Source organism: Rugosibacter aromaticivorans, from assembly GCF_000934545.1.
Taxonomy (GTDB): domain Bacteria; phylum Pseudomonadota; class Gammaproteobacteria; order Burkholderiales; family Rhodocyclaceae; genus Rugosibacter; species Rugosibacter aromaticivorans.
Window position 1 is genome coordinate 401,796 of sequence record NZ_CP010554.1, and the last position, 24,122, is coordinate 425,917.

Annotated in this window: 25 protein-coding genes; 11 read left to right on the forward strand and 14 right to left on the reverse strand. The window is 55.6% G+C overall.

What is annotated here, in order from left to right; genetic code table 11:
• Positions 1 to 12: 12 nt before the first annotated feature.
• From purH to PG1C_RS02175, 11 genes are all read right to left on the reverse strand, one after another.
• Positions 13 to 1,644 carry a bifunctional phosphoribosylaminoimidazolecarboxamide formyltransferase/IMP cyclohydrolase gene (gene purH, locus PG1C_RS02125; RefSeq protein WP_202635798.1) on the reverse strand — a complete coding sequence of 544 codons (1,632 nt, stop codon included), beginning with the start codon at positions 1,642 to 1,644 and terminating at the stop codon, positions 13 to 15.
• Between the two features lie 18 nt (positions 1,645 to 1,662).
• A complete protein-coding gene (locus PG1C_RS02130; protein WP_202635799.1) occupies positions 1,663 to 1,893 on the reverse strand; it encodes a helix-turn-helix domain-containing protein in 231 nt (76 codons plus the stop codon).
• Positions 1,890 to 2,900: a tRNA dihydrouridine synthase DusB gene (gene dusB / locus PG1C_RS02135; RefSeq protein ID WP_202635800.1), complete on the reverse strand. Its 1,011-nt coding sequence runs from the start codon at positions 2,898 to 2,900 to the stop codon at positions 1,890 to 1,892. The genes PG1C_RS02130 and dusB overlap by 4 nt, the downstream gene beginning before the upstream one ends.
• A 153-nt stretch (positions 2,901 to 3,053) precedes the next feature.
• Positions 3,054 to 4,076, reverse strand: a complete 1,023-nt coding sequence (gene arsB, locus PG1C_RS02140; protein WP_202636881.1) for an ACR3 family arsenite efflux transporter — start codon at positions 4,074 to 4,076, stop codon at positions 3,054 to 3,056.
• A gap of 50 nt (positions 4,077 to 4,126) precedes the next feature.
• A complete protein-coding gene (locus tag PG1C_RS02145) occupies positions 4,127 to 4,633 on the reverse strand; it encodes an arsenate reductase ArsC (protein ID WP_202635801.1) in 507 nt (168 codons plus the stop codon).
• On the reverse strand, positions 4,630 to 4,941 hold the full coding sequence (locus tag PG1C_RS02150) for an NADPH-dependent FMN reductase (protein ID WP_202635802.1): 312 nt from the start codon (positions 4,939 to 4,941) through the stop codon (positions 4,630 to 4,632). The genes PG1C_RS02145 and PG1C_RS02150 overlap by 4 nt, the downstream gene beginning before the upstream one ends.
• Positions 4,938 to 5,273 (reverse strand): ArsR/SmtB family transcription factor, encoded by a 336-nt coding sequence (locus tag PG1C_RS02155; RefSeq protein ID WP_202635803.1) that lies wholly within the window; start codon positions 5,271 to 5,273, stop codon positions 4,938 to 4,940. Before PG1C_RS02155 ends, PG1C_RS02150 begins: the two co-directional genes overlap by 4 nt.
• Positions 5,274 to 5,438: 165 nt before the next feature.
• On the reverse strand, positions 5,439 to 6,683 hold the full coding sequence (locus PG1C_RS02160; protein WP_202635804.1) for an FAD-dependent monooxygenase: 1,245 nt from the start codon (positions 6,681 to 6,683) through the stop codon (positions 5,439 to 5,441).
• Positions 6,684 to 6,689: 6 nt separating this feature from the next.
• Positions 6,690 to 8,039 carry an aminopeptidase P N-terminal domain-containing protein gene (locus PG1C_RS02165; protein WP_202635805.1) on the reverse strand — a complete coding sequence of 450 codons (1,350 nt, stop codon included), beginning with the start codon at positions 8,037 to 8,039 and terminating at the stop codon, positions 6,690 to 6,692.
• An 8-nt stretch (positions 8,040 to 8,047) separates the two neighbouring features.
• Positions 8,048 to 8,866, reverse strand: a complete 819-nt coding sequence (locus tag PG1C_RS14520; RefSeq protein ID WP_237218254.1) for a nucleotidyltransferase family protein — start codon at positions 8,864 to 8,866, stop codon at positions 8,048 to 8,050.
• Positions 8,866 to 9,867 (reverse strand): aminoglycoside phosphotransferase family protein, encoded by a 1,002-nt coding sequence (locus PG1C_RS02175; protein WP_202635806.1) that lies wholly within the window; start codon positions 9,865 to 9,867, stop codon positions 8,866 to 8,868. The genes PG1C_RS14520 and PG1C_RS02175 overlap by 1 nt, the downstream gene beginning before the upstream one ends.
• A gap of 165 nt (positions 9,868 to 10,032) precedes the next feature.
• On the opposite strand from PG1C_RS02175, the gene PG1C_RS02180 reads away from it, so the two are divergent.
• From PG1C_RS02180 to xth, 5 genes are read left to right on the forward strand one after another with little or no spacing between them, the layout of a single operon-like run.
• Positions 10,033 to 12,741 (forward strand): LPS-assembly protein LptD, encoded by a 2,709-nt coding sequence (locus tag PG1C_RS02180; RefSeq protein ID WP_237218255.1) that lies wholly within the window; start codon positions 10,033 to 10,035, stop codon positions 12,739 to 12,741.
• Positions 12,742 to 12,770: 29 nt separating this feature from the next.
• Positions 12,771 to 14,093 (forward strand): peptidylprolyl isomerase, encoded by a 1,323-nt coding sequence (locus PG1C_RS02185; RefSeq protein ID WP_202635807.1) that lies wholly within the window; start codon positions 12,771 to 12,773, stop codon positions 14,091 to 14,093.
• The gene (gene pdxA, locus PG1C_RS02190; protein ID WP_202635808.1) at positions 14,065 to 15,021 is read left to right on the forward strand and encodes a 4-hydroxythreonine-4-phosphate dehydrogenase PdxA; all 957 of its coding nucleotides are present in this window, start codon (positions 14,065 to 14,067) and stop codon (positions 15,019 to 15,021) included. Before PG1C_RS02185 ends, pdxA begins: the two co-directional genes overlap by 29 nt.
• A gap of 1 nt (position 15,022) precedes the next feature.
• Entirely contained in the window at positions 15,023 to 15,934 is a 912-nt protein-coding gene (gene rsmA, locus PG1C_RS02195; protein ID WP_202635809.1) for a 16S rRNA (adenine(1518)-N(6)/adenine(1519)-N(6))-dimethyltransferase RsmA, read from the forward strand.
• Between the two features lie 28 nt (positions 15,935 to 15,962).
• Positions 15,963 to 16,724, forward strand: a complete 762-nt coding sequence (gene xth, locus PG1C_RS02200; RefSeq protein ID WP_202635810.1) for an exodeoxyribonuclease III — start codon at positions 15,963 to 15,965, stop codon at positions 16,722 to 16,724.
• Between the two features lie 723 nt (positions 16,725 to 17,447).
• Here xth and PG1C_RS02205 read toward each other — a convergent pair.
• The 3 genes from PG1C_RS02205 to badI form a co-directional block, all read right to left on the reverse strand.
• On the reverse strand, positions 17,448 to 17,672 hold the full coding sequence (locus PG1C_RS02205) for an acyl-CoA dehydrogenase family protein (protein WP_202635811.1): 225 nt from the start codon (positions 17,670 to 17,672) through the stop codon (positions 17,448 to 17,450).
• Entirely contained in the window at positions 17,638 to 17,799 is a 162-nt protein-coding gene (locus tag PG1C_RS02210) for an acyl-CoA dehydrogenase family protein (RefSeq protein WP_202635812.1), read from the reverse strand. The genes PG1C_RS02205 and PG1C_RS02210 overlap by 35 nt, the downstream gene beginning before the upstream one ends.
• 78 nt (positions 17,800 to 17,877) lie before the next feature.
• A complete protein-coding gene (badI, locus tag PG1C_RS02215; protein ID WP_202635813.1) occupies positions 17,878 to 18,660 on the reverse strand; it encodes a 2-ketocyclohexanecarboxyl-CoA hydrolase in 783 nt (260 codons plus the stop codon).
• Positions 18,661 to 18,998: 338 nt separating this feature from the next.
• On the opposite strand from badI, the gene PG1C_RS02220 reads away from it, so the two are divergent.
• From PG1C_RS02220 to PG1C_RS02245, 6 genes are all read left to right on the forward strand, one after another.
• Positions 18,999 to 19,931 (forward strand): cation diffusion facilitator family transporter, encoded by a 933-nt coding sequence (locus PG1C_RS02220; protein ID WP_202635814.1) that lies wholly within the window; start codon positions 18,999 to 19,001, stop codon positions 19,929 to 19,931.
• A 63-nt stretch (positions 19,932 to 19,994) separates the two neighbouring features.
• Positions 19,995 to 20,762 (forward strand): SDR family oxidoreductase, encoded by a 768-nt coding sequence (locus PG1C_RS02225; protein WP_237218256.1) that lies wholly within the window; start codon positions 19,995 to 19,997, stop codon positions 20,760 to 20,762.
• A gap of 45 nt (positions 20,763 to 20,807) precedes the next feature.
• Positions 20,808 to 21,275 carry a tautomerase family protein gene (locus PG1C_RS02230; protein WP_202635815.1) on the forward strand — a complete coding sequence of 156 codons (468 nt, stop codon included), beginning with the start codon at positions 20,808 to 20,810 and terminating at the stop codon, positions 21,273 to 21,275.
• Positions 21,272 to 22,675 (forward strand): MBL fold metallo-hydrolase RNA specificity domain-containing protein, encoded by a 1,404-nt coding sequence (locus PG1C_RS02235; protein WP_202635816.1) that lies wholly within the window; start codon positions 21,272 to 21,274, stop codon positions 22,673 to 22,675. Before PG1C_RS02230 ends, PG1C_RS02235 begins: the two co-directional genes overlap by 4 nt.
• 44 nt (positions 22,676 to 22,719) lie before the next feature.
• Positions 22,720 to 23,682: a DnaJ C-terminal domain-containing protein gene (locus PG1C_RS02240; protein WP_202635817.1), complete on the forward strand. Its 963-nt coding sequence runs from the start codon at positions 22,720 to 22,722 to the stop codon at positions 23,680 to 23,682.
• A gap of 2 nt (positions 23,683 to 23,684) precedes the next feature.
• Positions 23,685 to 24,005, forward strand: a complete 321-nt coding sequence (locus PG1C_RS02245) for a chaperone modulator CbpM (RefSeq protein ID WP_202635818.1) — start codon at positions 23,685 to 23,687, stop codon at positions 24,003 to 24,005.
• Positions 24,006 to 24,122: the final 117 nt, after the last annotated feature.

Sequence of the window (24,122 nt, forward strand, 5' to 3'; positions counted from 1 at the left end):
GAGATCTCCAGTTTAGTGACGGAAATGTCGCATGCCAGTGCACACCATGGCGATATTTTGCTCGTCTGCGGCAGCGATGACTTCGCTATCGCGCACTGAACCTCCAGGCTGTATCACGGCAGTAGCACCCGCTTGGGCGAGCACATCAAGGCCGTCGCGGAAGGGGAAGAATGCATCGGACGCGACGACCGAGCCGACCACCGTCAGGCCGTTGTTTTCCGCCTTGATGGCGGCGATGCGCGCAGAATCGACACGGCTCATCTGCCCTGCGCCGACACCGACGGTCATGCCGTCTTTGCAATACACGATGGCATTCGATTTCACGTATTTGGCCACTTGCCAGGCAAACAGCAGGTCGCGCATTTCATCTGGCGTGGGGTGACGACGGCTGACGATTTTAAGATCGCTTACTGCAATGCGCGCGTCGTCCGTCGTTTGCACCAGCAAGCCGCCGCCGACGCGTTTGTAGTCGAATGTTTGCGTGGTTTTTATAACTCCCGCCGTCTCACCAGCACCAGCGTGGTGCTTGCTCTGCACTACCTTCGGGTCGCCTTCAGGAATTTTTAATACGCGCAGGTTTTGCTTGGTGGCAAAAACTGCACGTGCGGCAGGCGTGATTTCCGGTGCGATGATGACTTCGGCAAACTGACTGGCAATCGCGTGTGCGGCGCTTTCATCAATGGCCACATTAAAGGCGATGATGCCGCCGAAAGCCGATGTCGGGTCAGTCTTGAAAGCCTTGCGATAAACCTCTTCGACGCTGCCACCTACCGCCACGCCGCAGGGATTCGCATGCTTGACGATGACGCAGGCCGTCTGCCCGGCGAAGGCCTTGACACATTCCCATGCCGCATCGGCGTCGGCGATGTTGTTGTAGGAAAGCTCTTTGCCCTGCAATTGCGCATAACTGGCGATGCTGCCTGCGAGCGGTGTTGCTTCTTTGTAGAACGCCGCTTGCTGATGCGGATTTTCGCCGTAGCGCAGGGTTTCCACTTTGTCGAAAGCGAGTTGCAATTTATCGGCAAACAAACCCGGCTGATTTTTATCGTCCAGCGCCGTCAGCCAGTTGGCAATCGCTGCGTCATAGCGGGCGGTGTGGGTGAAGGCTTTTTTCGCCAGAGCGAAACGCGTCTGGTAGGCAATGCTGCCGGTGGCCTGAATTTCCGCCAGCACCGGTGCATAGTCAGCCGGGTCGGTAATGATGCCCACGCCGCCTGCTTCATTGCCGTGATTCTTGGCTGCCGCGCGCACCATCGCCGGACCGCCGATGTCGATATTTTCAATGGCCTCATCCAGCGTCACGTCCGGCTTGGCGACGGTCTCTTGAAAAGGGTACAGGTTCACCACGACCAGATCAATCGGCGCAATGCCGCGTGCGGCCATCGTCGTCAAATGTTCAGGCAGATCGCGGCGGCCGAGAATGCCGCCATGCACTTTCGGATGCAGCGTCTTGACGCGACCGTCAAGCATTTCGGGAAAGCCCGTGTAGTCGGCAACATCGGTAACGGGTAAACCCGCCTGGCGCAGCAGTTTGGCCGTGCCGCCGGTGGAGAGCAGCTTGATGCCGAGTTGCGTCAGGCCACGCGCAAAATCGACGACACCATGCTTATCGGAAACGCTCATGAGCGCTTGAGTGACTTTCATTGAAACCTCAAAGATGAATTACAAAAGATGATGGTCTTGCAGCATGCGACGCAGCGTGCCACGACTGATGCCGAGAATTTCTGCGGCAACAGTTTGTTTGCCTTCGGCTTGTTCCATGACGACTTCAAGTAGCGGCAGCTCCATGGTTTTGAGCAGCATGTCGTAGAGGGCGTGGGGCGTTTGTCCGTCCAGATCGCGGAAATAACGTCTGAGATTACGGCGTACGCAGTCAGCGATTTCGCTACTCATGCGGCCTGTGCCTCGTCAAATAACAAGCGGTCGTTGGCTGCCGCCTGCGCATAAAAAAATTCATCCGTTGCCACTAGTTGTGCCACCGGGTTTTGTATCTGGTTCATGGCGTGACGAAAGTGTGCCGCGCTGGCAATGCCTTTGGTGTACCAGCTGATATGTTTGCGTGCAATTTTGACGCCGGTTTCTTCGCCGTAAAACTCATACAGGTCGGCCAGGTGATGGCGCAGCACGGTATGAATTTCAGCCACACGGGGGGGTGGCAAAATCTGGCCAGTATTTAGGTAATGGGCGATTTCGCGAAAGATCCAGGGCCGTCCCTGTGCGGCGCGGCCTATCATCACGCCATCGGCGCCGGTGGTGTCGAGCACAAATTTTGCCTTTTGCGGCGTCGTGATATCGCCATTGGCAATCACCGGAATGCGCACGAGTGATTTGACCAGCGCAATGGTGTCGTATTCCGCCTCACCCATATATTGGTCGGCGCGTGTGCGACCATGAATGGCGACTGCACGGATGCCGGATGCTTCGGCGATGCGGGCAATGGTCGGGGCATTTTTGTTTTCGCTATTCCAGCCCGTGCGAAATTTCAGCGTGACCGGCGTATTGGGTACGGCAGCGACCACGGCTTCGAGAATTTTTGCCACCAAAGGTTCTTGCTGCATGAGGGCTGAGCCTGCCATGACATTGCAAACTTTTTTAGCCGGGCAGCCCATGTTGATGTCGATGATTTGCGCGCCGTGATCCACATTGTATTTGGCCGCTTCTGCCATCATTTTTGGGTCGGCACCGGCAATCTGCACGGAGATCGGGCTGACTTCGCCGGTGTGGTTAGCACGGCGCAGCGTTTTTGCACTGCCGTAGAGCAATGAGTTGGACGTGACCATTTCTGACACTGCAAAACCAGCACCCAGTTGTTTGCACAGTTGACGAAAAGGACGATCGGTCACTCCGGCCATGGGCGCGACAAATAGATTGTTGCTCAAGTGAAAACCGAGAAAATCCATGGCGGGGGAAAAGGCAGAAGTGGGGCGCGGATTCTAACGTAAAGCGGTCAAAATTTGTACAGTGACGCAAAAATGATGCGACAGGCTTTGCCATTGCCGTCGTGGTAGATATAATAAAGCTAAGCGCTTTTTCGGTGTGTCTTGCGGCACTGCCTATGTGACATTTTCGTACCAACCCTTTGTGCCGTTTACCACGCGCACCACAAGCAGCATTACCGGCACCTCGACAAGCACACCGACCACGGTTGCCAATGCGGCGCCTGAGTGCAGCCCGAACAGGCTAATGGCTGCGGCTACGGCCAGCTCAAAGAAGTTACTTGCCCCGATCAGTGCCGATGGGCATGCGATGCTGTGTTTCTCGCCTGCGCGCCGATTAAGCCAGTATGCCAGGGATGAAGTGAAGAACACTTGAATCAGAATAGGCACGACCAGCATGGCTATGACAAGGGGTTGCTTCAGAATGGCTTCGCCTTGGAAGGCGAATAGCAGCACCAGGGTTAACAACAGCGCACTGATCGACCATGGCCCTATTCTGGCCATTGTCGCGTCGAACGTGGCTTGCCCTTTCCCGAGAAGGTGTTTGCGCCAGAGTTGCGCGAGAACAACGGGCACAATGATGTAAAGCATCACCGAAGTCAGCAGCGTATCCCACGGCACAGTGATCGAGGACATATCGAGCAGCAGCCCGACAATGGGTGCGAAGGCAAAGATCATGATGACATCGTTCAATGCCACCTGCGACAGAGTGAAATACGGGTCGCCATTGCTCAGCTTGCTCCAGACGAACACCATCGCCGTGCAGGGTGCAGTCGCCAGTAGTATCAGGCCGGCGATGTAGCTATCCTGTTGTTCCGCTGGCAGGAAGGGCGCGAAGACATGCCGGATGAACAGCCAGCCGAGCAGTGCCATTGAGAAGGGCTTGACGGCCCAATTCACGAACAGCGTGACACCTATGCCGCGCCAATGGGCCTTGACCTGGTGCAGTGCGCCGAAGTCGATCCGGATCAGCATCGGGACGATCATCACCCATATCAGCAAGCCCACCGGCACATTGACCTGGGCGAGCTCTATCTGGCCGATGGCCCGGAATACGTCCGGCAGCCCTTGGCCGAGCGCAATGCCGGTGACAATGCACAAGGCAACCCATAGCGTCAGGTAACGTTCGAACACGCGCATGGGCGTTTTGCCTGCCTTTTTGGCGATGATTTCGCATTGCGCACGCACGCTCAGTCCGCCACGTCGGTCTTGCCAATGTGCGCCAGCTCACGCTGGATGGCCGTCTGATCAAGCATCTTCAGCGGCAAATTCACGAACAGCTGCACGCGGTTCATGATGTGCCGGAATGTCGTGTCGAAGGCACGGCGCTTCACCTCGTCGCTGCCTTCCACGGCGGCCGGGTCTTCAAATCTCCAGTGCGCCGAAATCGGTTGTCCGGGCCACACCGGACATACTTCGCCAGCAGCGTTGTCGCAAACCGTGATGACAAAATCCATCTTCGGCGCACCGGGCTGAGCGTACTCGTCCCAGCTTTTGCTGCGCAGATTTTCGATTGGATAGTTGACTGACTGCACTTTCTCGATAGCGAACGGATTGACCGTGCCGGTCGGGTGACTGCCGGCACTATAGGCGCGGAAACGTCCTTTGCCCATCGTGCTCAAGAGGGCTTCGGCCATGATGCTGCGGGCCGAATTTCCGGTACACAGCACGAGCACGTTGTAAGTTCTTTCTGTCATGGTGAGGGCTTTCGGTTGGTGGATGGAGCGATAGCGATTGAGGAAAGATCGGTGGTCGTGTCGATGACATGGATCGCCGGATGATTGTCATCCACTACCTGATCAGGAAAAGGCAGATCAGCCGGGTCAAATATGCGCGTTTGTGCACCAAAGAATTGCAGCAGTCGGGCGGCTTCCTCGACAACCAGCCGCGAATAGGATCGCGGTCGTAGTGACCCATAGAGCAAAAGGATGCGGATGGGCGGCGTATCTGCTGCCAGGCCAAGCGCCGGTAAGAAATCAGGGGCAGGTAATGCGCGAATTCTCATGGGTTAGTCATTTCAGCGTCAGTCGGTTGGCACGTTAGAGCGCATGTTTCACCGCTGCAGCAATTGTCAGTCAGGAATGCCAGCAAGGCGGTCATCGTGGGGAAATTGGCCTGGTAGATGACGAAGCGACCTGCCTGCTGCGAGCTGACCAGGTTGGCGTGCGTCAACTCTTTTAGGTGGAAAGATAGTGACGAAGGGGGAACCCCGGTTGCCTCGCTGATCTTGCCGGCCGCTAAGCCGGCAGAGCCGGCCTGTACCAACAAGCGAAAGATTGCCAGGCGTGACTCTTGAGCAAGGGCCGCCAAAGCGGCTACAGCGGTTTTTGATTCCATATTTCTATAATAATCGAAATATATATCTCAGACAAGTGCCAATGATCGTAAAACGGTGGTTTTTCGCTAACGAGGACTGTGCTCGTTGCGAGCGGTTATCCTGCAGATGCTGGCAGATCGGCACGCAGCTACTACGTCAAGGTGTGAGTGGTGGGCAAACGCGTTTTACCAGGCGCGTGCGCCGAAGATCATGCGCCGCGCCACAAAGTTTTTCAGCGGCGACAACAAATCCAGCGCCAGCAGACCCGCGCCACGTGCGTGCCGCACCGGCGGGAGGGTGGATGCAAAAATGTTGATTAACGCATGGGTAAAGCCAATGGCGCCGCGCCGATCGAGCTGACGGCTCTTGGCATAGGCGGCAAGCCGGTCGGGGCTGCCTGGGTCGGGTGCGTGGTGCAGCGTGCGCGCGAGCTCCCACACGTCACGCAACGCCAGATTAAAACCCTGCCCGGCAACGGGGTGCAGCGTTTGTGCGGCATTGCCCAGCCAGACCTCGCGCTCACCCACGGGCTGCTGGCGGTAACGCAAGTCCAGTGCAAATGTTTCACGCGGGGTGACAGAAATAAATCGATGCCGTGTGCCAAAGCGCTGTTGCAGCAAGGCGAGAAAATCAGCGTCGGTGAGCGCGGCAATCCGTGCGACATCCACCGCTGCACAGGTGAGGACGATGGCGTAGGCCTTGCCTAGCGGCAACAAGGCCACCGGCCCTTCGTCGGTGAAACGTTCCCATGCCATGTGGTTGTGCGGCTGCGCTGTGTGGGCTTGGCACAGCACGGCGTGCTGCGCGTAATCATGCGCGGTGATGTTAGTGGTTGCGTCAGCGGTATTCACAGCGCCCTCTGCCCAAGCGGTGAGCGCGACCTTGGTCTGGCTCGATGTGTTTGTCGGCGTCTTGCCAGCGCCGACTTTTTGTTGCTCGTGATAAACAATACCGGCTGCACTGACCGCTGCGTCGAGTGTGGTGATCAACCTGGCTGCGGGCAACACCCAGCCTAATGCCGGAACATCCATCTGACTGGCGCTGAGCCGGGTGCGGCCGAGGCTGCCACGGTGGGATATGTGGATGCGGTGAATGGGGGTGGCGGCATGTTGCGGCCAGACGCCCAGCCACTCAAGAATTTGCCGCGAACCGTCAGACAGTGCCAGCACACGGGTGTCTTGGCGCACGTCAGCACGTGTGCGCGCCTCAAAAATTTCTGCGGGGATGCCATGGTAGTGCAAGGCCAAGGCGAGTGCCATGCCGACGGGGCCACCACCAACGATGGCTACGGATCGAACCGATCCGTAGCCATCGTTGGTGGCAGGTAAGGAGACAGCTAGGGAGACAGCTAGGGAGGCCGCGCCCCGCCCCCCTTCTTGAAGAAGGAGGTGACTATTCAGGCCAGCTTCGCTCGCAATGGTGGGTTGCATCGTGGGTTAGCCATCTTGGTGCATGAGCGCTTCAATTTCAGCGATGGTTTTGGGCACGCCGCCCGTGATGATTTCGCAGCCGTCGGTGGTCACCACCGCATCATCTTCAATGCGCACGCCGATGTTCCAGAAAGCTTCGGGCACATCCTTGGCGGGGCGAATGTAACAGCCGGGCTCGATGGTCAGTACCATGCCGGGTTGTAACGGTGCCCACAGTTCGCCTTGCCGATAGCCGCCTGCATCGTGCACGTCCTTGCCGAGCCAATGGCTGGTGCGATGCATGAAAAATTTCTTGTAACTTTCTGTCTGTATGACTTCGCTTAATGAACCGCTAAGCAGATGCAAATCGAGCATGCCTTGCGCTAGCACGTTGAGCGCTGCCTCATGCGGAGCGAGAAAGCTGGCGCCAGGTTTTACTGCGGCAATGGCGGCGAGCTGGGCATCCAGCACCAGTTGATAAATCGCCGCTTGCGCTGAAGAAAAACGGCCATTCACAGGGAAGGTGCGCGTGATGTCAGCCGCGTAACCTTCCAGCTCTCCTGCGGCGTCAATGAGCAATAAATCACCATCCTTCAAGGGCTGATCGTTGCCGACGTAATGCAGTACGCAGGCATTCGCGCCGCCCGCAACGATGGATGTATAGGCTGGCGCTTCACAGCCATGGCGACGAAAGGTATGCAGTAGTTCAGCTTCTACTTCATATTCATAATGCCCTGGAGCGGTAAAGCGCATGGCGCGCACATGCGCTTCGGCGGAAATTTCGCCCGCGCGACGCATCAGGGCAAGCTCGCTGGCGTCTTTTATCAAGCGCATGGCATCCAGCTCAACACGCACATCGCGCAGGATGGCCGGTGCACATTTACCCGCGCGGGTTTGGTTGCGCACGGCATTGAGCGCGGTGGTGATGCGCGCATCCCAGGCGGGATCATGCCCAAGCGAAAACCACAACGCAGGTTGATCGGCGAGGATCTCGGCCAACTGGCTATCGAAGGTGCTGATAGGGAAAGCGGCATCAAAGGCAAAGACGTCTTTTGCGGCTTCTGGCCCGTAACGAAAGCCATCCCATATTTCGCGCTCGGGGTTTTTCTCACGGCAAAAAAGCAGGCTTTGCCCCTCGTTATTTTTTGCGCCAACAACGATGATCAGCGCGGCTTCTGGCTCGTTAAAGCCGGTGAGATATTGAAAGTAGCTGTCCGCGCGAAAAGGGAACTGCGTATCGCGGTTGCGCGCATGCTCAGCCGCTGTGGGAATGACGGCAACACCGCCGCCTGCTTGCTGCATACGAGTGATGAGAGAAAGCCGGCGCTGGCGATACGCTGCGCAGCGAGTACTCTTTGGTGGCGGTGTGTTATCCATGTCGCTGATTATAGTGCGCGGGGATCATGTGCCAGCAGTGCATCCAGCTCGGCCAGCCGTTCGGGTGTGCCGACGTCGATCCAGCGTCCATGATGCTGTTCGCCGGAAACCTGGCCGGTAGTCATGGCGGTGCGTAACAACGGGGCGAGTTTTGCGGGCTGGCCGCGGGTGATGGTGCTGAATAACGCCGGGCGATAGACGCCTATGCCAGCGAATGTTAGTTTGTCTGCCGCTCCACCCGGGGACTTTCCAGAGACGGCTTTGCACTTCCTTCGGTCGGCTCTGCACTTCCTTCGGTCGGCTCTGCACTTCCTTCGGTCGGCTCTGCACTTCCTTCGGTCGGATTCAAAGCTTTGCGGCGTATCACCAGCGCCGACTTTTCCATTGTTCAGTGTGAAATCGCCTTGCGGATGATGCGTCGGATTAGCAACCAAAACCAAATGCGCCAGATTGTTTATCGCTAATGCATCTCTTGCGCGGGCCACATCCCAGTCGCAAAAAATGTCGCCGTTGATCACGAAGAACGGTGCATCACCCAACAAGGGCAGTGCGTTGGCAATACCGCCGGCAGTTTCCAGTGCGCCCGCTGGTTCAGGTGAATAACGTATCGTCAGACCCCACGCCGCGCCTTGCTGCAAGGCCGCTTCAATCTGCGCGCCGAGATGGTCGTGATTGATGATGACTTCGCGAAACCCTGCTGCCGCAAGACGTTGCAGATGCCAGACAATCAGCGGCTGGCCACCGGCAAGCAATAGCGGTTTGGGGCAGGTGTCGGTCAATGGCCGCATGCGTTCGCCACGACCGGCCGCGAGAATCATGGCTTTCATCAGAAGGTGTAGCCAGCCTGCTGCGCTTGCCCGGAGACTCGATCGAGCAGCGTGAGAATCGGCTTGAGCCCGGCGTATCGTGCGCAAGTTTTGCGCACATACTGTTCAACCACTGGCAAGTCTTTCAGATAGCCATCTTTGCCGTCGCGGTGATAAAGGCGGGCGAAAATGCCCAGCACTTTAAGGTGCCGTTGCAGGCCCATCCATTCGTAATTGCGGTGGAATACGGCGAAATCTTCGGCGACAGGCAAGTTGGCTTTGCGTGCCTGATCCCAATAACGAATGAGCCAGTCCAAGGTAGTTTCTTCATCCCAGGTGATATAGGCATCCTTGAGTAGCGAGACTGGATCATAGCTGATCGGACCATATACGGCATCCTGAAAATCGATGATGCCAGGATTGGCGGCGGAAGCCATGTACATGAGATTGCGCGAGTGGTAATCGCGATGCACGAACACGCGCGGCTCGGCCAAGTTGACGGCGAGGATGCGTTCGAACACGGTGTCGAGTTCCGTGCGCATGGCATCAGTGAGGGGGAGTTGATGGTGGCGCGCGAGATACCAATCGGGGAATAGATCAAGCTCGCGTTTAAGCAAAGTGTGATCGTAATCAGGCAGCACGCCTGGCCGGCTGGCCTGCTGGATTTTCACCAGCGAGGTGAGGGCGTCGCGGTATAGCAGTGAAGCATTGTCCGCAGTGAGCACCGATAGATAGGTGACGTTTCCCAGATCAGAGAGCAGCAAAAACCCGTTGTCCAGATCGTGTGCCATGACGTGAGGCACATACACTTGGGCATGGCTAAATAGCTGCTGCACATGCAGCCACGGGCGGCAGTCCTCAACAGCAGGTGGCGCATCCATGACAATCGCTGTGCTGCCATCGTCCAGCGTGACGCGAAAATAGCGCCGGAAACTGGCGTCAGCTGATGCGGGAAGCAGGGAGAATTGACGCCCCGGCCAAAGAGCGGTGAGCCAATCGACAATGTGTTGCTGACGTTCCATAGCGGGCGGGGACTCCCATGTCAGTCAAGCGCGCAGAAACTTGCGCAAAAACCCATGGCAAAGTCCTCCGGCAGGGGGCAGTGTTAGAATCCAAAATTCTAGCATCGGTCAGCAAAGTGTTTATTCATCCCTGCTGTGCCGCTACATTCTGATAAAAGACACGGCATGCTTTTTTGCAATCGCGGACCATTCTATCGACGACATCTCATTGACCTGCTGGCAATGGGTTTGAGCCTGCTGGGTACCGCCACAGTGGCGGGTGCGGTAGAGTCGTTGCCTAAGTTGCAGGTGGATCCGGCCCTGTTGGGCGGAGGGGCTTCGTCACCCCCGGCAGAAACTCCAGCAGAAACCCCGGCAGCAACATCGACCTCCCCTGCGGTGGCCGCACCGCAAGTAGTTACAGCTCCAGCCCCAGCCGCTGCGCCCCAGCCGCGGGCAGCAGTCACTATCCCGCGCAAGGAAGCTACTAAAACTACGGTCGCCACAGCTAAATCCTTGCCCCTTTTGCGCGTTGATCCTGCCTTGCTGGGGGAGCGCGACGCCACACTTATGGCGGCCCCGTCATCAACATTGAAAGAGCCGCCACTGGTGGTTGCGCAGCCTGCGCTGGTGCCAACGTATTCGGCACACGTGGCAGCCGGCGTGTTACCAGGACCGAGTCTTAAAACCAGCGGCAAGCTGTTGGCTCATGCCACAGCGCCGGATGAACTGTTGCCCACATTTCTCACGGCGGACCACATAACGGGCCAAAGTGATGTGCAGATGGTGGCCGAGGGCCATGTTGATTTACGTCGGCGCGGGGCTGTCCTTAAAAGTGATCGCCTGACACACTGGCAAGCGAACGACGAGGTGGAAGCCGAGGGTAATGTGGATCTGACCAACGAAGGGGATCGCATTCGTGGGCCCAGGTTACGCATGAAACTGGGTGAAAACACAGGCTTCTTTGAGCAACCGGAATACCAGATACGGCGCCCCCAAACGGGCACGCCACCGGTGTTGTGGGCCGCGGGTGAAGAACCCGCCGGGCACCTGACAACCGGGCAGGGTGTTGCCTCACGCCTCGATTTTGAAGGCAAGGGGAAATATCACTTGACGGATGCCACTTACAGCACTTGCACACCCGCGGCAGGTGATTCGCCCGATTGGTTTGCACGCACCTCCAGTTTGCGGCTTGACTATGCTGAGCAAGAGGGCGTGGCAAACAATGCCACGTTGTATTTCAAAGGCGTCCCCATTTTGTATTCGCCGTGGTTGAGCTTCTCGCTTAACAATGAACGTCAAAGCGGTTTACTTACGCCAACGATTGGTTCAACTACGCGGGGTGGTTTTGAGTTCACTCAGCCGTTTTACTGGAACATCGCGCCCAACATGGACGCCACCATTGCGCCACGCATGATCACCCGCCGCGGCGTTTTGTGGAATGGCGAATATCGTTATCTTGAGCCAACCTACAGTGGCACGTTTGAGGGCCAATTGTTGCCTAATGATCGGCTGGAAGACAAGCGCCGTAGCGCCTATTCCTACGTGCATAACCAAAACTTTGGTTATGGCGTGAGTGGTTCGTTGAACTTGAATGGGGCCTCTGATGGCACCTACTTCAGTGATCTGGCCAATAATTCGTCCATCATTGCGCAAACCAATTTGTTGCGCCAGGGAACCTTAAGCTACGGCGCCAGCTGGTGGTCGGCCAGCGTGCTGGCGCAAAGCTATCAAACGCTGCAAGACCCGGCTTTGCCGCCCGTGGTCACGCCTTATAAACGGTTGCCCCAAATTAACGTGAATGCCAACCGGAGTGATTTGCCGCTGGGCATGAGCTTTGCCTTTGCCGGCGAGAATGTGAACTTCAGGCATCCCACCCTGACCGAAGGCCGACGCTTTACGCTGTATCCACAAATTTCATGGCCGTTGCAGACAGCGGCGTTTTTTATCACGCCCAAAATCGGTTTGCACTCGACACGCTATCGTTTAGATAAACAAGCGTTGGGTGTACCAGACAATATAACGCGCACTGTACCCATTGCCAGTATCGATAGCGGGGTGACATTCGAGCGGCCACTGGAATGGTTTGGTACAGCATTAACGCAAACGCTCGAACCACGTTTGTTTTATTTATATATTCCTGAGCGCGATCAAAGTCAGATTCCGGTTTTTGATAGTGCGCTGGCAGACTTCAATTTTGCACAGATTTTTTCCGAAAACCGTTACGTCGGGGGTGACCGTATCAACGACGCTAATCAGCTAACGGGCATGTTGACGTCACGCTTGCTTGATCCGGAAAGCGGTGCCGAAATTTTGCGTGCGGCTTTTGGGCAACGGCTTTACTTCACCACTCAGCACGTGGGCTTGCCTGGTGAGGTTTTACGCAACGATCGGCAGACGGATCTTCTGGGTGCATTTTCTGGCCGTGTCCTACCGAAGACCTATGTTGATGCGGGCGTGCAATACAACACTCGGCTAGGTCAAATGGAGCGCCTTAATATCAGCGGCCGTTATCAACCGGAAGCCGGTAAGCTGTTGAATACAGGTTATCGCTACACGCGCGATCAACTCGGCCAGTTTGATATTTCCGGCCAGTGGCCACTGAGCGGTGGCTGGCATGGCGTGGGCCGCTATAACTATTCAATCAGAGAAAAACGATTGGTAGAATCTGTTGCCGGGCTTGAGTATGATGGCGGCTGCTGGGTTGGTCGGGTGGTTGTGCAACGGCTGGCAACCCAAACGCAGCGCGTGAATTCGTCGCTTTTTTTCCAACTGGAATTGAACGGTTTTGCACGTCTCGGCTCTAACCCCCTGGAGCTGCTGAAACGGGCGGTTCCCGGTTACGGTGTCATCAATCGAAGCACGGATTCGGTAGAGGACTCCTTCGCTCCCTGACCCTGGATGTTGAGTACCCTTATTATTTTATGAATATTCGTTCCCCACTCGCTGTTTTGCTGATTTTCATTGCCGCGCTATCGATGCCAATGTCTGCCCGTGCGCGATCGGCCAGCCCGGTAGAAGTGGATCGCATCGTGGCGGTTGTTAATGATGAAGTCATTACCCTGCAAGAGCTGCAGAGTCGTCTGGCCAGCGTTGAACGCCAGATGCGCGAGCAGAATGTGCCACTCCCCCCGAAGAGTGTTATTGAGCGGCAGATGCTCGATCGCATGATTTCTGATCGTGTACAACTGCAAGACGCCAAAGAAACCGGGCTAAGCGTGACGGATGGCGAGCTGGAAGACGCCATACGGCGCATTGCCGAGAGCAATAAATTAACCTTGGCTGCTTTTCGTGCGGCACTTGAAAAAGACGGTATCAGCTGGGACAAGTTTCGCGAGGAAATTCGCAGTGAGATCACGCTGTCGCGTCTGCGTGACCGAGAGGTTGCCCGTCGTGTTTCCATATCTGATGGTGAAATTGAGAACTACATCAACAACCCCGACAGTGGCGCTAAAAGTGACAACGTTGCCGTCAATATTTCGCACATCGTGTTGCGCCTCCCGGAAAATCCTACGCCAGATCAGTTAATGCGGATTGGCGCGCGCGCGCAATCGGCGTTGGATCAGATTCGTCGCGGTGAGGATTTTGCCAAGGTTGCCGCAAGCTTTTCGGAAGCCCCTGATGGACTTAAGGGCGGCGCGCTGGGATTGCGCCCGCTGGATCGTTTGCCAGCCCTTTACGCAGACGCCGTAAAAAAATTACAGCCCGGTGACGTGAGTGAAATTCTGCGTAGCCCCGCAGGTTTTCATATCATAAAACTGACAGAAAAGCGCAATGGCGAAACTAATCCGTTGGCCGTGGCTGCCAAACAAACGCATGTACGACACATTTTGATCAAGGTGAATGAGCTGGTGTCTGCAGCAGAGGCCGAACACAAAATACTGTCGCTCAAGGAGCGGCTGGATAACGGCGCTGATTTTGCCGATCTGGCACGCCAGTATTCAAATGATTTGTCTGCTTCTAAAGGCGGCGATTTAGGTTGGTTGTACGCAGGAGATACTGTCCCCGAATTTGAAGCGGCTATGGATGCCCTGAAAATTAATCAGATCAGCGGGCCTGTACAGTCCCCCTTTGGCTTTCACCTGATTCAGGTTCTGGAGCGGCGTACAGGAGAGATGAGCCTGGAGCGTCAGCGCATGATTGCACGTCAAGTGTTGCGCGATCGCAAGGCCGACGAGGTGTATCAGGATTGGGTTCGGCAACTGCGAGACCGCGCCTATGTTGAAGATCGTCTCGAAGACCTCTAACCCGATTGTCGTGACCTCTGGCGAGCCTGCGGGTATCGGGCCTGAGCTCTGCCTTCAGCTTGCCTCGCGCGCGTGGCCTGTGCCCTTGGTGGTACTCGGTGACCGGGATTTATTAGTCAGCCGTGCGCGCATCCTCGGGCTGGATATGGGCGCCTTGGATATTCTGCATTTGCCATTAGCCGCCCCAGCCATTGCCGGGCAGCCGAATGCTGCCAATGCAAACTATGTGCTGCAAATGCTGGATAGGGCGTTGGCAGGCTGTGTTTCGGGTGAATTTTCAGCCATGGTAACGGCCCCCGTACATAAGAGCATCATTAACGATGCGGGAATTTCATTTACCGGACATACAGAATATCTCGCCAGACACACGGGCACATCACGTGTCGTGATGTTATTGGCGGGTGCCGGGCTGCGTGTGGCGTTAGCAACTACTCACCTGGCGCTCAAAGACGTTCCAACTGCCATTACGCAAGCAGGCCTGGAAGCAACCCTGCGCATTTTGCATAACGATCTACAGAACAAGTTCGGCATCACTCGGCCGCGCATTCTGGTTGCCGGGCTCAATCCGCATGCGGGTGAAGGCGGACATATGGGACGTGAAGAAATCGACGTCATTATCCCGGTGCTGAATCGGCTGCGCACAGAGGGCATGCAGCTCGTCGGCCCGCTACCGGCGGATACGCTATTCACCAAAAATGTACTCGCCGGGTCTGACGCGCAACTCGCGATGTATCACGATCAAGGGTTAGCTGTGCTTAAGTACGCGGCGTTTGACGAAGGGATTAATGTCACTCTGGGGCTGCCGATTATTCGTACCTCGGTTGATCATGGCACAGCCCTTGATCTGGCGGGAACAGGCAGGGCTTCGGCTAGCAGCCTGTTTGCTGCTGTGGATGCAGCCATTCACATCGCTCGGCGACGCATCTGACATGGCCAAATCTTCAGGCCAACTTGCGGGCCATGTTGCGCGCAAACGGTTTGGCCAAAATTTTCTGGTTTCTACCGGCATCATTCAGCAAATTGTTGATGCGATTGCGCCACGAGCGGGTGAAACCGTGGTTGAAATTGGCCCGGGTCTCGGCGCATTGACTGAGCCATTGCTCGCGTGCATCGATCATCTGCAGGTTGTGGAAATTGACCGTGACTTGATTGCCCGTCTGCGCCAATGTTGGCCTGCCGAGCGACTCACCGTACACGAAGGGGACGCACTTGCCTTCGATTTTTCCGCGCTCAAGCGCACGGGGCCATTGAAGATCGTGGGCAATTTGCCGTACAACATTTCCAGCCCCTTGCTGTTTCATCTGGTGGAGAGCGCACCGGTGGTGCATGACATGCATTTCATGCTGCAAAAAGAAGTGGTGGATCGCATGGTGGCTGAACCCGGCAGCAGCGCCTTTGGCCGTTTGTCGGTGATGCTGCAGTACCACTATCACATGGAGTGTTTGTTCACTGTGCCACCAGATGCCTTTGAACCACCGCCTAAAGTGATGTCGGCCATCGTGAGATTGATTCCGCGTGATAAGAGAAAAGTCGGCGCTGATGAAGCAACTGCGCTACAAGGCGGTCGAGCAAAAAACGCTCTCTTCGCCGTAGCGGATGGTGACACGGCGCAACATGCCGAAAATGACACGGCAAAAGACGAAGCACTCTTCGCGCGCATTGTCGCCGCCGCTTTTGGGCAGCGCCGCAAAATGTTGCGCAATACTTTGCGTGGCTTTATCAATGAAGCGGACCTCACCGCACTGGACATCTCGCCCACAGCACGTGCAGAGGAGCTAGGCGTGGGCGAGTATGTGCGCCTGGCCAATGCGCTGACCAATACGCTCACTAAGCCGCCATGAACCTAATTTTTAAACGGTCACTGATGCCATGAAGATTGCCACCTGGAATGTGAACTCTTTTAAAGTACGCCTGCCGCATGTACTGGACTGGCTCGCCACAACGCAGGCTGATGTGCTGTGTTTACAGGAAACCAAAATGGAAGACAAGGTGTTTCCCTATGCCGAGCTTCTGGCCGCCGGGTATCACGCTGTCCATAACGGGCAGAAAACCTACAACGGGGTTGCCATTCTGTCGCGCAGTGAAATGACGGATGTACATCTTGATATCCCTGATTTTGCGGACACGCAAAAGCGCGTGATTGCAGCCACTGTCGATGGCGTGCGCATTGTTTGCGGCTATATGCCCAATGGCCAGGCTGTTGGCTCTGAAAAATATGCCTACAAGCTGCAATGGTATGCCGCCTTGACCCGCTGGCTACAGCAGGAGATTGCACAGCATCCGCGACTTGCCCTGCTGGGCGACTTTAATATTGCACCGGAAGATCGCGACGTGCATGACCCCGCCGCCTGGAAAGATCAGATTTTATGCAGCGAAGCAGAGCGTGCAGCGCTGCGTCAATTGCAAGCGCTGGGGCTGGCCGATGCTTTTCGGCTGTTTGACCAGCCCGAGAAGATTTTTTCCTGGTGGGATTATCGGCAAATGGGCTTTCGCCTTAATCGCGGCTTGCGCATTGATCATATTTTGCTCACGCCTGCGCTGGCAAGCTTGTGTCGCACCTGTGTGATTGACAAAGCGCCCCGCAAGCTGGAACGTCCATCGGATCATGCGCCGGTGATCGCCGAACTTTAAAAAATCAATTCATGCTGCTTTAGATGGTGCCATCAAGCAGCATTTGGCGCAGTTTGAATTTCTGAATTTTCCCGGAAGGCTTCATAGGCATGGCATCCAGCGCAATCAAGCGCTCGGGGATGTATTGCAGGGTGACTTTTTGTGCTTTTAAAAAGCTCGCAACCGAAGACAGGTCAACGCTTTGCCCCGACTTGGAGGTAACAATCGCACAGGCGCGTTCGCCGAGTCGATCATCAGGATAGGCGGCGATGGCGGGATGACGCTACAGCAGAGTTTCAAACTCAACCACCGGGATGTTCTCACCGCCACGACGGCACGCCCGGCACGTGTGCGGGCAAGAACGGTTTTCACGATTTGGGCGGTGCCATCACCCAGATGGAAACCCAGCACGTCGCGTAACCTTTGTTCCATCAGGCCACGGTCATAGCCGCCATGACCGGAATGTCAGCAAGCACTGATGGACGACATCGTAAGCCAGCTTGGGTGCCCACCATTTACACAGGGCCGCTTCAGCCGTGTGCGGCGCACCCTTGTCTTTTCAAAAAACTCGCGCTGGGTCACATAGACCCGGGTTTCTTCGAGCGCAACACGGGCTACCGCCAGCACTTGAAGGCCGATCAAGGCACGAGAAAAATCAAAGCCCCGTAGGACTTGTACGAAGGGCGCGGATTGGCACTCACCGAGCCACCGCGCGGCTCGGTGAGTGCCGCCGCAAACAGTATTTCACCTTGCGTGAGCTTGGGTTAGCCAAGGTTTGACGATCTCCGGCGTGCCGTGGTGCGCCAGAATCTGCCCGTTTAACGAGGCCAGCGGATTGACATAGGAAATACCGAGGTCGGCTCGCGCAATTTCTGCGTGAATGACACCTGCTGCCAGGCAATCCAGGCCTTGGCTGCCATGCTGTTCTGGCAATTCAGGTGCGATGAAATCCCATCTGCCCCATTTCACGCATCAGGGTGCGATCCAGCACGCGGGTTTGGTCGCGTTCTAAAAAGTCCGGGGCTACGCGCCCGGTGGCAAAGCGGCGGGCTTGTTCGGCCAGCATCGTGAGGTCTTCATCAAGATAAGGATTCATCATCTCTCCTGCGTGAATTCAAAAGCCGAACGCGGGGGTGCGTTCGGCGTTCATGGGCGGGGTGCTAGCTAACAGAGCTCACTTCGCGTATTTGCGGAAGTCAGGCTTGCGCTTTTCCAGAAAAGCCTTGACGCCTTCGCGCGACTCTTCGGTGTCGTAGTAAAGTTTTAATGCGTACATGCCCATGCCTGCAATGCCGGCTTGGTGCGCGGTATCCATGTTGAAAGAGCGTTTGGCAATGGCAATCGCGGTGGGACTTTTTTCCATGATCTCGTCGCACCATTTTTGCACTTCCGTATCGAGCTGGTCATGCGGTACGACGGCGTTCACCAAGCCCATGGCCAACGCCTCGGCTGCGGGGTAGCGGCGGCATAAATACCAGATCTCACGCGCTCTTTTCTCGCCAACGACACGGGCCAGAAAAGCCGTGCCATAGCCTGGATCGACCGAGCCTACTTTGGGCCCTACTTGGGCGAAGGTGGCGTTTTCGGAGGCAATAGTGAAATCGCAGATTGTGCACAGCACGTTGCCACCGCCGACAGCATAGCCTTGTACGCGAGCAATCACGGGTTTGGGTACATCGCGAATCGCGTTATGTAGTTCTTCAACAGGTAGACCGACCGTGCCACGACCGTCGTACTGACCTTCATGCGCTGACTGATCGCCTCCGGTGCAAAACGCTTTTTCTCCGGCCCCGGCCAGCACGATAACGCCAATTTCGTGGGTGTAGCCTGCTTTATTAATGGCATGAATCAGTTCGTCGCAAGTCTTTCCGCGAAATGCATTCATTTTTTCTGGGCGGTTGATGGTGATCCAGGCAGCGCCATTGCGTACTTCGTACAAAATATCTTCGTAGTTCATGCAGTGATCCTTTTGTTAAATTGAGGAAGAGATGAAGATGATTGTGATGAGAGAATAAACACCATCGCGATGCTTATTTTTCAGCTGATTTTTTTATGGGTAATGCCTTCAATGCCGCATTAATTTTCGCGGTCTATCCATGGCGATTTTTTCGCCGGTCTTGCTCATTGTCGGCACATATTACGGCGAAGTGTCATTTATTCAAACGGACGTAGAGTTCCCTAGTAACGAGAGTGATACAGTGTTAAACCTTATCGGCATGCACCGCGAGTAAATTCAAAAGAGTATTTTTTAAACGCAAACGATTTTTTTTGATGTCCTTGCACCCACTTTATTCTATGCACGAAACCCATGATCACTCTGTCAGCGGCCATAGCCATAACCATGGACACAGCCACGGCCCGGCGGCGTTCAATCGCGCCTTCATTGTGGGGATCGGGCTGAATGTTGCCTTCGTCATTGTCGAAGCCTTCTACGGCTGGCGTGCCGAATCGTTGGCCTTGTTGGCAGATGCCGGACATAACCTCTCGGATGTTGCTGGCCTGCTGTTGAGCTGGGGCGCTGTGGCTGCTGGCAGGCGAGCGCCCGACGCGCGGCACACGTATGGTTGGCGACGCGCATCCATCCTCGCTGCGTTTGCCAATGCCGTTTTGTTGTTGGTCGCGATGGGGTCGCTCTTGTGGGAGGCGGCGCATCGGCTGCATTCACCGGTACCCGTTGCGGGCCTTACCGTCATCAGTGTGGCGGCCATCGGCGTGGTGATCAATGGCGCTACCGCCGCGCTTTTTATGGCCGGGCGCGAGCATGACATCAACATTCGCGGCGCATTTTTGCATATGGCAGCCGATGCGCTGGTGTCCCTCGGCGTTGCGTTGGCGGGTGTATTGTATTTATGGTGGGGCTGGGCCTGGCTTGATCCGGTGACTAGCATCGTCATTGCGCTCATCATCATCATGGGCACCTGGGGCTTGTTTCGTCAGTCGCTGCATTTGTTGTTCGACGGTGTGCCCGAAGGCATTGAGCTTGCCTCGGTAGATGCCTGGCTGCGCAGCCAACCCGGCGTGACAGACGTGCATGACTTGCACGTCTGGGCCATGAGCACAACAGAGTGCGCGCTAACCGCCCATCTTGTCATGCCATCCGGTCATCCGGGAGATGCGGTTCTTGGGGCGATAGAAAACGTGCTACAACGTGAATTTTCGATCACACATTCCACGCTGCAAATTGAGCTCGAAAGCCATGATCATGGCTGTAACACAACAATCACTTGAAGCGCTGATAATCAAAAAGTCGGCGCTGGTGACACGGCAAACATACCCAAAAAGGAGAAAATCTTGACTACTGACTCAAACAATCCACGTGAATTAGCCGTCATGGTGGGCGCTACCGGTGCGTTAGGAAAATTTGTAGCACACCGGCTTGTGGCATCCGGTCTTGATCTGTTAGCCATCGGGCGATCAGAAAAAGAACTCAAGGCGCTCACTGAAAGCTCTGCGCATATTCGTTATTGCGTAGCGGATATCAGTGAGGATTCCGCCATCGCAAAAATTGCGCAACAGGTGGATAGAACGGTTCGCATGGCCATTCATGCGCCTGGCGTGCCGGTGGCCGGTGGCGTGTTGGACGCGAGCCCACTGGTTTTGGCGCAGGCGGTCAATATTAAAGCCGGTGGCATGCTGCGCCTTTTTCGCGCGGTGGAAAGCCATCTGGTGCGTGGCTCTCGTTTGGTTGCCGTTGGCGGACATTACGGCTTTGAGCCGACAGCTTATGCTGCAACGGCGGGCGTTGCTAATGCTGCGCTCACCAATTTAATGCGCCAATTGAGCTGGGCATTGGGCGAGCGTGGCATTACCGCGCACCTGGTTGCACCCGGCCCGGCAGAGACCGAACGCCTCCACGCCATTGCGACAGCGAGTGCAGCAAAGCGGGGAGTAGCCCCCGCAGTGGTGCTCGATGAATTTCGCCAGGACTCGGCCATTCGTGCCTTTACCTCGCCGGAGCAAGTGGCCTGGGGTATTTGCTTGCTTTTAGCCCCCGAGGCCGATGCCATGGCGGGGTCATCCTTGATGCTGGATTCTGGCCGGCGCCACGGTTTGCCGTAAAAATTTCACAGAGAAACTTGAAGGAGAAACCCCAAGGAGATCATCATGCCTGTTGCTCATATCAACGTATTGCAAGGCCACTCGAAAGACGTTTTAAAACGCGTGATTCATGATGTTTCAATGGTTATGGCCGAGGTGCTCACGGCACCCAAAGAGCGGTTAGAGATTTGGGTTACCGAGATCGATCCCGATCTTTGGGGCATTGCGGGCGAGCCTGCCAGTGAGGTTTTAAAAACCCGGCCGCGTGGCCAGGTGGAGATGCCGTATATCGAAATAGTCATTATGGAAGGGCGCAGTCTGGCGCAACATCATCAACTGATTGCTGCCGTGACGGATGTGATTGAAAAAAATTTAGGCACAGAACGAAATCGTATCCGGGTGCATATTGCCAACTGCACGCCGGACCACTGGGGCATCGGCGGCATTCCTGCTGCGATCAGTAGAAAAGCAGAAATCCAAGCGCGTAAGATCGAAGTGGGCGGCGACTTAACCGTCGTGAAGGGAAGTCAATGAAACTTTCATTCTATGGTGCGGCGCGCGGTGTTACTGGCTCTTGCTCTCTTGTTGAAGGCGCAGATAAGCGAATACTCATTGATTGCGGTTTATATCAAGGTGGTCGTGAATTAAGCGAAGAAAATGTAGCACCCTTTGGCTTTGATGCCACGGCGATTGATTTTGTTTTACTCACCCATGCGCACCTTGATCATTGCGGCAGGCTGCCTTTGCTCGCCAAGCGCGGGTTTCAAGGTGAAATCATTACGACCGCCGCGAGCCGCGAACTGGCGAAGGTGGTGATGCTCGATTCTGCCCATCTGCAAGAAGAAGATGCGCGTTGGCAATCCCGCAAACTCATGCGCCAAAACAAAGACAAGGGAGAGTTGCCGCAGCCACTGTATACCCAGCTTGATGCACTCAATTGTCTGGATTATTTCGGCCGCACAGCGCAGTACAAGCAGCCTATTGTCGTAGCCCCTGGAATCACTGCCACCTTCCTTGATGCCGGTCACATTCTTGGTTCAGCCAGTATTCATTTGACCATTGAGGCGGGGAGTGAAAAACGCAGTATGGTTTTTTCTGGTGACATCGGCAATGCGAATCGGCCAATACTGCGTGACCCGACACCACCACCGGCAAGTGATGTAGTGGTTATGGAAACAACGTATGGTGACCGGCTGCATAAACTACTTGAGCCCTCTATCGAAGAACTTTATCAAGCCATTGAAGAGACTTTCCGCCGTGGCGGTAATGTCATTATTCCGACCTTCGCATTAGAGCGTGCGCAAGAGATCCTTTTTTATTTGCGTGCCGGTGTTAAAAGTGGCCGGTTACGGCACAACGTGCAAGTCTTTCTTGATTCGCCGATGGCGATTTCAGCCACTGAAATTTTTCGTCGTCATCCGGAATGTTTCGATGCGGAAACGAGAACACTATTTGATTCCGGGCAAGACCCTTTTTCTTTGCCAGGGCTGCACTTCATACACGAGTCCTCAGAATCCATGGCCCTTAACGCAATCACCAGCGGAGCCGTTATTCTTGCCGGCTCGGGCATGGCGACCGGCGGACGGGTGCGGCATCATTTGAAACATAATTTGTGGCGCGAAAATTCGAGTGTCGTGTTTGTTGGATTTGCCGCCCAAGGCACTTTGGCGCGGCGCATTATCGATGGCGCTAAAGCGGTCACCCTGTTTGGTGAAGAGATTTTGGTGCGGGCGAAAATTTACACCATCAATGGATTCTCCGCGCATGCCGATCGTGATGAGCTTCTGGCCTGGCATCGACATAGTCGTGCCCCGCGTACTTTTCTTGTGCATGGCGAAGAAGAGGTTATGCAAAAATTTTCCACGCAACTTTCTTTGCAAAGCCCAGATACGCATGTCGAGATGCCTGAATTAGGTCAGACTTTTAATTTGTAAATTCGGTCGCATATAACATCTATAAACCTTTTCAGGAAATGGTCATGGAGTTTAAGGACTACTACAAAATCATGGGCGTTGAACGCAGTGCAACGCAGGATGAAATCAAGCGTGCTTACCGCCGGCTGGCACGTAAGTATCACCCTGATGTGAGTAAGGCGGCGGATGCCGAGGTGCGCTTCAAGGAATTAGGCGAGGCGTATGAAGTGTTAAAAGATCCGGAAAAGCGCGCGGCCTATGATCGTCTGGGTGCCAATTGGAAAGGCGGTCAAGAGTTTCGTCCGCCACCGGACTGGAATGAGGGGTTCGAATTCTCTGGCGGTGGGTTCACGAGCGGTGATGGCGCGGATTACAGCGAATTTTTTGAGCAGCTTTTTGGCCGTGCCACGCAAAACCGGGGTCAATCCCGGGGTGCGTCGTTTCACGCGCATGGCACTGATCGCCATGCCAAGGTGCTGCTTGATCTGGAAGACGCTTATCACGGCGCTACCCGCACGATTGTCTTGCATGCGCCAGAAGTCGATGCTCATGGCCATGTAGCCGTCCGTGAGCAAAAGCTGAATGTGACCATTCCGCGTGGTGTACGTGCGGGACAAAACATACGGCTGAGCGGACAGGGTGCGCCGGGTGTCGGCCAGGGCAAAGCGGGGGATCTGTACCTGGAAATCGAATTTCGACCGCATCCGCACTATCGAGTGGATCAGCGCGATGTCATGCTTGATTTGCCATTGGCTCCCTGGGAAGCGGCCTTGGGTGCTAGCGTTACTGTGCCTACGCCAAATGGCGCAGTTGAGCTAAAAATTCCGGCGGGATCTGCCCCCGGCGCTAAATTGCGGCTAAAAGGCCGCGGTATTCCCACTGCAGCGGCGGGCGCCGTGGCAGGCGACTTTTATGTGGTGTTGCAGATTGCCCTGCCCCCGGCGAATGATGAGGCTGCCAAGGCGGTTTATAGTGACATGGCAAAACAGTTCCATGGATTTAATCCGCGCGCGAAATTAGGGGTGTGAACATGAGCGACCAAACCATGCAACCACTACTTGAAGGCGTCATTCTTGAAGAGCTGACGCAACTGACCTTGGCCGATGTTTGTCGCGCCTGTACAACGCATGCTGAAAGCATTATCGAGCTGGTAGATGAGGGCATTCTCACCCCGCTCGGTGATGTGCCGCAACGTTGGGTCTTTACCGGCCTGCATCTGCGACGTGCGCGCGTGGCTCTGCGCCTGCAAAGCGATCTTGGCGTTAATCGTGCCGGGGCGGCGTTGGCTGTGCAACTACTCGAAGAAATAGATGCGCTGCGCACTAGATTGCGTACCATGGATGTCGTGTGACGACGTACCGTCAATTCACCATGCCCAGGTTTTGCATTTTTAGTTTTTTCGAATGTTTGCAATGTTCGTAGGATTCGATGGGTTTCATTTTTTCAACTAACCAAACAAAGGAGCAGT

Coding starts and splice junctions, on each gene's coding strand:
- PG1C_RS02240 (WP_202635817.1), top strand. CDS start 22,720: ATGGAGTTTAAGGACTACTACAAAATCATGGGCGTTGAACGCAGTGCA.
- PG1C_RS02155 (WP_202635803.1), bottom strand. CDS start 5,273: ATGGAATCAAAAACCGCTGTAGCCGCTTTGGCGGCCCTTGCTCAAGAG.
- PG1C_RS02175 (WP_202635806.1), bottom strand. CDS start 9,867: ATGGAACGTCAGCAACACATTGTCGATTGGCTCACCGCTCTTTGGCCG.
- arsB (WP_202636881.1), bottom strand. CDS start 4,076: ATGCGCGTGTTCGAACGTTACCTGACGCTATGGGTTGCCTTGTGCATT.
- PG1C_RS02165 (WP_202635805.1), bottom strand. CDS start 8,039: ATGGATAACACACCGCCACCAAAGAGTACTCGCTGCGCAGCGTATCGC.
- pdxA (WP_202635808.1), top strand. CDS start 14,065: ATGTTGAAGATCGTCTCGAAGACCTCTAACCCGATTGTCGTGACCTCT.
- PG1C_RS02130 (WP_202635799.1), bottom strand. CDS start 1,893: ATGAGTAGCGAAATCGCTGACTGCGTACGCCGTAATCTCAGACGTTAT.
- xth (WP_202635810.1), top strand. CDS start 15,963: ATGAAGATTGCCACCTGGAATGTGAACTCTTTTAAAGTACGCCTGCCG.
- PG1C_RS02145 (WP_202635801.1), bottom strand. CDS start 4,633: ATGACAGAAAGAACTTACAACGTGCTCGTGCTGTGTACCGGAAATTCG.
- PG1C_RS02245 (WP_202635818.1), top strand. CDS start 23,685: ATGAGCGACCAAACCATGCAACCACTACTTGAAGGCGTCATTCTTGAA.
- PG1C_RS02230 (WP_202635815.1), top strand. CDS start 20,808: ATGCCTGTTGCTCATATCAACGTATTGCAAGGCCACTCGAAAGACGTT.
- PG1C_RS02150 (WP_202635802.1), bottom strand. CDS start 4,941: ATGAGAATTCGCGCATTACCTGCCCCTGATTTCTTACCGGCGCTTGGC.
- PG1C_RS14520 (WP_237218254.1), bottom strand. CDS start 8,866: ATGAAAGCCATGATTCTCGCGGCCGGTCGTGGCGAACGCATGCGGCCA.
- PG1C_RS02185 (WP_202635807.1), top strand. CDS start 12,771: ATGAATATTCGTTCCCCACTCGCTGTTTTGCTGATTTTCATTGCCGCG.
- badI (WP_202635813.1), bottom strand. CDS start 18,660: ATGAACTACGAAGATATTTTGTACGAAGTACGCAATGGCGCTGCCTGG.
- PG1C_RS02160 (WP_202635804.1), bottom strand. CDS start 6,683: ATGCAACCCACCATTGCGAGCGAAGCTGGCCTGAATAGTCACCTCCTT.
- dusB (WP_202635800.1), bottom strand. CDS start 2,900: ATGGATTTTCTCGGTTTTCACTTGAGCAACAATCTATTTGTCGCGCCC.
- rsmA (WP_202635809.1), top strand. CDS start 15,023: ATGGCCAAATCTTCAGGCCAACTTGCGGGCCATGTTGCGCGCAAACGG.
- PG1C_RS02235 (WP_202635816.1), top strand. CDS start 21,272: ATGAAACTTTCATTCTATGGTGCGGCGCGCGGTGTTACTGGCTCTTGC.
- PG1C_RS02220 (WP_202635814.1), top strand. CDS start 18,999: ATGCACGAAACCCATGATCACTCTGTCAGCGGCCATAGCCATAACCAT.
- PG1C_RS02180 (WP_237218255.1), top strand. CDS start 10,033: ATGCTTTTTTGCAATCGCGGACCATTCTATCGACGACATCTCATTGAC.
- PG1C_RS02210 (WP_202635812.1), bottom strand. CDS start 17,799: ATGAATCCTTATCTTGATGAAGACCTCACGATGCTGGCCGAACAAGCC.
- purH (WP_202635798.1), bottom strand. CDS start 1,644: ATGAAAGTCACTCAAGCGCTCATGAGCGTTTCCGATAAGCATGGTGTC.